This window comes from Nocardia cerradoensis NBRC 101014 (assembly GCF_000308535.1).
GTDB classification, from domain to species: domain Bacteria; phylum Actinomycetota; class Actinomycetes; order Mycobacteriales; family Mycobacteriaceae; genus Nocardia; species Nocardia cerradoensis.
Genome location: NZ_BAFW01000022.1, coordinates 1 through 5,079 on the forward strand (window position 1 = coordinate 1; position 5,079 = coordinate 5,079).

Sequence of the window (5,079 nt, forward strand, 5' to 3'; positions counted from 1 at the left end):
CGTGAACCGCCTGGCGTGGATGCACGCACCGCTATCCGCTCGACGACAGCGACACCGTCCTGCAGAAGACTCCCGCGACCTTCGACGTGTCGGTGTGGGAGTTCTTCTGGCCGTTGCAGATCGGCGCGCGGCTGGTGATCGCCGCACCGGACGGCCACCGCGACCCGGCCTATCTCGCGCGCATCATCGCCGAAAAGGGCGTGACCACAGCCCATTTCGTGCCGTCGATGCTGTCGGTGTTCGTCACCGACACCGATGTGCGCGGCTGCGACGGCCTGCGCCGGGTGTTCTGCAGCGGTGAGGCGCTGCCCGCGGCGACCGTGCGCGATTTCCATGCCGTCGTTCCCGGCGCGCGGCGGGCCGGATCCCCGGCATCGGACGGTGGGGCGCAGCTGCACAACCTGTACGGGCCCACCGAGGCGGCCGTCGACGTCACCTACTGGGCGTGCGCGCCGGAGAACGACGTCATCCCGATCGGCGCGCCGGTCTGGAACACCCCGGTCTACGTCCTCGACGACACGCTGCGGCCGGTCGCGCCCGGTGTGATCGGCGAACTGTATCTGGCCGGGGTGCAGCTGGCCCGCGGCTACCTGGGGCGCCCGGGCTTGACCGCCGACCGCTTCGTCGCCAATCCGTTCACGCCCGGCGAGCGCATGTATCGCACCGGCGACCTGGTGCGCTGGCGGATGGATCCGATTCCGCCGGCGACCGGTGCCGACCGGCTGCCCGCGGTCCTGGAATATCTGGGACGCAGCGACTTTCAGGTCAAGATCCGCGGCCAGCGCATCGAACTCGGTGAAGTCGAGGCGGCGCTGCTGGCCGACGAGCGGATCGCCCGCGCGGTCTGCGTCGCCCACACCACCCCGGCCGGTGACGAACTGGTCGGCTACGCGGTGGCCGCGCCGGGGCACACCGTCGACAGCGTCGCGCTGATCGCCGATCTGCGCGGTGTGCTGCCCGGGTACATGGTGCCGACCGTGATCGTCGTACTCGACGAATTGCCGTTGAGCGCCAACGGGAAAATCGACCGCAAGGCCCTGCCCGCACCGGAAGCGCCCGCGCGTCGCAGCGGCGACAGCATCGTCGAGCCGCGCACGGCCACCGAACGCCAGCTGGCCGCCCTGGTCACCGAGGTCCTCGGCTGCGAGAGCCTCGGCGTGGAGGACAGCTTCTTCGACCTCGGCGGCAACTCCTTGTCCGCCGCACGGGCCGTGGCGCGGATCAACGCCGCCTTCGGCTCCGGGCTGACCATCCGGGACCTGTTCGAATCGCCGACGGTCGCCCAGCTCGCCGAGCGGATCGGCGCGCACGGCATCGACCGGTCCTCCCCGAAACTGGTGGCGGGCCCACGGCCGCAACGCATTCCGCTCTCGCTCGCGCAGCAGCGGCTGTGGATTCTCAACCGTTTCGCCGAACACGCCGGCGCCTACAACATGCCGCTGGCCGTCGAGCTGACCGGACCGCTCGAGGTGGAGGTGCTGCGCGCCGCGCTGCTCGACGTGCTCGAACGGCACGAGAGCCTGCGCACCACCTTCCCCGATTCGCCGACCGGCCCGGTCCAGGTGATCCACCCGGCCGAAGAGATCCCGCTGAACCTCGAGCCGATCGACGCCACCGGTGCCGACGCGCTGGCGCTGGCCACCGAATACGCCGGATACGGCTTCGACCTGCGCAGTCAGGCGCCGATCCGGGTGGCGCTGTATGCCACCGGACCCGACGAACATGTCTTCCTCGTGGTCCTGCACCACATCTGCGGCGACGGCTGGTCGGTGGCGCCGCTGGCTCGCGATCTGATGGGTGCGGTCGCCGCGCGCACCACCGGACAGGCCCCGCGGTGGGCACCGCTGCCGGTCCAGTACGCGGACTTCGCGCTGTGGCAGCGCGAACTGCTGGGCGACGAGACCGACCCCACCAGTGCGCTGGCGCGGCAGCTGGCCTACTGGCGCACCGCCCTGGCCGAACTGCCCGATCAGCTGGATCTTCCGCTGGATCGCCCGCGCCCGCGCCGGCGCGACACCGCCGGTGGCCGAGTCGAATTCACGATTCCGGCCGAGACCCGGCGCGCGGTGGCCGAGGTGGCCGCCGAACGTGGCGTCAGCACGTTCATGATCATGCACGCCGCCCTGGCGAGCCTGCTCTCGCGTCTGTGCAACACCGCCGATATCGCCATCGGCACCCCGATCGCCGGGCGCTCCGATCCGGCGCTCGACGATCTGGTCGGCATGTTCGTCAACACCCTGGTGCTGCGCACCGAGGTCGATCCGGCCGACGGATTCGACCGCATGCTCGATCGCGTCCGCGAAACCGACCTCGATGCCTTCGCCAATGCCGATGTGCCGTTCGAGCGGCTGGTCGAGGTCGTCAACCCGTCCCGCGACGCCGGCCGCCACCCGCTGTTCCAGGTGATGCTGTCCTACGAGAACTCGCCCGAACTGCGGGTCGACCTGCCCGGCCTCAGTGCCCGGGTGCTGCCGATGGATGTCGGCGTCGCGAAATTCGATCTGCAACTGATCGTCCACGACAGCGATGCCGCCGATGCCGAGGACGGCCCGCTGAGCGCCGAATTCGGTTATGCCGCCGATGTTTTCGACCATGCCACGGTGCAGGCCGTGGCCCGGCGTTTCGTCCGGCTGCTCGACGCCGCGGTCGTCGCGCCGGAGACCGCGGTCGGTGATCTCCCGATCCTCGATGCCCGCGAGATCGGCAATCTGGTGCCGATCGCCGGTGCGCCGGGTGTGCCGCCGCTGAGCCTGGCGCGGCTGCTGCACGAGACCGCGGAGCGGGTCCCGGATCTGGTCGCGGTCCGATACCTGGGCCGCGACACCACCTACCGGGAGATCGACGAGGCCTCCAACCGGCTGGCCCGGGTGCTGATCGAACACGGTGCCGGACCCGAGGTGGTGGTCGCGATCGCGCTGCCACGTGGCCTGGCCTCGATCACCGCCATCTGGGCGGTCGCCAAGACCGGCGCGGCCTATGTGCCGGTCGACCCCGGCTATCCCGCCGAACGCATCGAGCACATGCTCAGCGATTCCGGCGCGATGCTCGGCCTGACCGACGCCCGCAGCCACGCCGACATGCCGGAACGGCCGATGCATCGCGGCCGGCACCGCAAACAGAGCGCCGACTGGCTGCTGCTGGATTCCCCGGTCCTCACCCATGCCCTGGCGCGGGTCTCGTCCGCACCGGTCACCGACCGGGATCGGCTACTGCCGCTGCGCATTTCGCATCCGGCGTATCTGATCTACACCTCCGGTTCGACCGGCAAACCCAAGGCGGTGGTGGTCACCCACGGCGGTATCGCCTCGCTGGCGCACGAACAGATGCATCTGTTCAAAGTCAACGATATGGCGCGCACGCTGCACTTCTCCTCGCCCTCGTTCGACGCCTCGGTGCTCGAACTGCTGCTGGGCTTCGCCGCCGGCGCCACCATCGTGGTCGCACCGGCCGGACTCTACGGCGGCGCCGAACTCGCGCGGCTGCTGCGCGAGGAGCGAATCACGCACGCGTTCATCACCCCGGCCGCGTTGGCGACCGTATCGCCGGACGGCCTCGACGATCTCGAGGCCGTCATCGTCGGTGGTGACGCCTGCCCCGAGGATCTGGTCCGCACCTGGACCGCCGGACATCGCATGCACAACATGTACGGGCCGTCCGAGGCGACCGTCGCCGCCACCGCCAGCGACCCGATGGTCGCGGGCCGCCCCGTCCCGATCGGCAAGCCGGTGCGCGGGATGCGGCTGTTCATCCTCGATCACCGGCTGCATCCGGTGCCGCCCGGCGTCGCGGGGGAGTTGTACATCTCCGGCCCCGGTCTGGCCCGCGGCTACCTCGGCCGCCACGGCCTGACCTCGACCCGCTTCCCGGCGAATCCGCACGGGCGCCGCGGCGAGCGCATGTACCGCACCGGCGATCTCGTGACGACCGACGGGAACGGCGTGCTGCACTTCCTCGGCCGCGCCGACGATCAGGTGAAGATTCGCGGTTTCCGCATCGAGCTGCGCGAAATCGATCATGTGCTGCGCGCGCATCCGGGTGTGCGGTTCGCGATGACCGTCGTGCACACCGGTGAGCACGGGGCCGCCCGGCTGGCCTCGTACCTGGCCGCCGACGCCGGCGCCGAGATCGACCCGGCCGAGGTGCGCGAGACTGCGCGCCGCCACCTGCCGGCCTATATGGTGCCCGCCGCGATCACGGTGCTGGACCGGGTTCCGGTGACTCCGGCCGGCAAGGTCGACCGCAAGGCGCTGCCCGCGCCGGTCTTCACCTCCGCCGGCCCGACCCGGGCGCCGGAATCGGAGCTCGAGAAGCGGGTCGCGCAGGTTTTCGCGACGGTGCTCGGCCATGCCGTACCGGGCGCCGAGGACAGCTTCTTCGACGCCGGCGGCAACTCGCTGCTCGCGACCCGGCTCACCGCCGCGCTGCACGCCGAATTCGGTGTCGAACTGCCGGTCCGGGCCGTCTTCGAAACGCCCACCGTCGCCGGGGTCGCGGCCCATCTGGAACACGCGCCGCGCACGAACCGGGTGGCGCTGACACAGTACGACCCGCGCCCCGCCCGGATTCCGCTGTCACTGCCGCAGCAACGCATGTGGTTCCTGAACCGCTACGCACCCGAATCCAGCGCCTACAACATCGCTTTCGCCTTGCGCATCGACGGCGACCCGGATCTGCCCGCGCTGCGTGCCGCAGTGGCCGATCTGGTCGACCGGCACGAGGTGCTGCGCACGATCTTCCCCGAGGATCAGGCCGGTCCGTATCAGCTGGTTCTCGACTCCCACCGCTGCCTGCCGGTGCTGGAACCCGTGGTCACCGACGAACGCGGCGCTCAGCGGGCGCTGCGCGCACTGGCCCAGCGCGGGTTCGACCTCACCCACGAGATCCCGTTGCGAATGACGGTGCTGCGCACCGGAATCCGCACCTACCAGCTGGGCATCGTGGTTCACCACATCGCCGCCGACGGCTGGTCGCTGGGACCGCTCACCACCGATCTGATGGTCGCCTACACCGCCCGTCACGACGGTGCGGCCCCGGCGTGGGCGCCGCTGCCGGTGCAGTACGCCGATTTCAGCCTGTGGC

At 70.6% G+C, this 5,079-nt stretch carries 1 protein-coding gene; it reads left to right on the plus strand.

Going from position 1 to position 5,079, the window contains the following annotated elements; genetic code table 11:
- Positions 1–59: 59 nt before the first annotated feature.
- A partial coding sequence (locus ON23_RS03730) for a non-ribosomal peptide synthetase (RefSeq protein WP_245555904.1) occupies positions 60–5,079 on the plus strand: 5,020 nt, incomplete at its 3' end.